Source organism: Actinophytocola xanthii (assembly GCF_001921205.1).
Lineage (GTDB): Bacteria > Actinomycetota > Actinomycetes > Mycobacteriales > Pseudonocardiaceae > Actinophytocola > Actinophytocola xanthii.
In genome coordinates, this window is sequence record NZ_MSIE01000181.1 from 1 (window position 1) to 895 (window position 895).

Sequence of the window (895 nt, forward strand, 5' to 3'; positions counted from 1 at the left end):
CTAAGGGCTGTCACGTAACCCCCGGTGTCGGGCTGCTCAGCCGATAGTTGATCATCTTGTTGTGGTGCAGGTGATCACAGCGTCGAGGTCGGAGTGGATCGCCCCGTTCACAGGGCTGGAACCAGGTCAGTTCCGCAAGCTCGTGCGGCTGGTAGCCGAACGTGGTGGCGAGGAGATCGCGGATGGGCGGCCGGGTCGGCAGTGGGCGTTGCCGCTGGCAGACCGAGTTCTGCTGGTCGCGGTCTATTGGCGGACGAACCTGACCATGCGCCAGATCGGGCCACTGTTCGGCGTCTCGCATGCTGCGGCACACCGGGTGATCGACACCATCGGGCCGCTGCTCACGCTGGCGCCGGTACGCAAACGCCGCATCGACTCGGTCGCGATCGTCGACGGAACACTCGTGCCAACTCGTGACCACCGCCTGGCAGCGCCGTCGAAGAACTACCGCTACTCCACCAACGTGCAGATCGCGATCGACGCCGACACCCGGCTGGTCATCGCCACCGGCGAACCGCAACCTGGCAACCGCAACGACACCACCGTCTACCGCACCTCCGGCATGAAAGACCAGCTGGCGAACCGGCCGGTGATGACTGACGGCGGCTATCAAGGCAACCCAGAAGTGATCATGCCGTTCCGCAAGCCCCGCGACGGCACCGAACTACCCGAATGGAAAGAAGAGCTCAACGCCGTCCACCGAACCATCCGCGCCCGCGTCGAGCACACACTGGCCCGCATGAAGTGCTGGAAGACCCTCCGCGACTACCGCCGCGCCGCCAGCACACTCGTCGACGCCGTATCCGGAATCGCCCACCTCCACAACATCACACTCACCGACTGACCAGAACCCGACCCAGCCACAACAAGAAGATCATTTACGTGACAGCCCTTA

Annotated in this window: 1 protein-coding gene; it reads left to right on the forward strand. The window is 64.0% G+C overall.

The window, feature by feature from the left end; all coding sequences use genetic code 11:
* Positions 1–64: 64 nt before the first annotated feature.
* Complete coding sequence (locus BU204_RS37820) at positions 65–844, forward strand: transposase family protein (protein WP_083661998.1); 780 nt, start codon at positions 65–67, stop codon at positions 842–844.
* Positions 845–895: the final 51 nt, after the last annotated feature.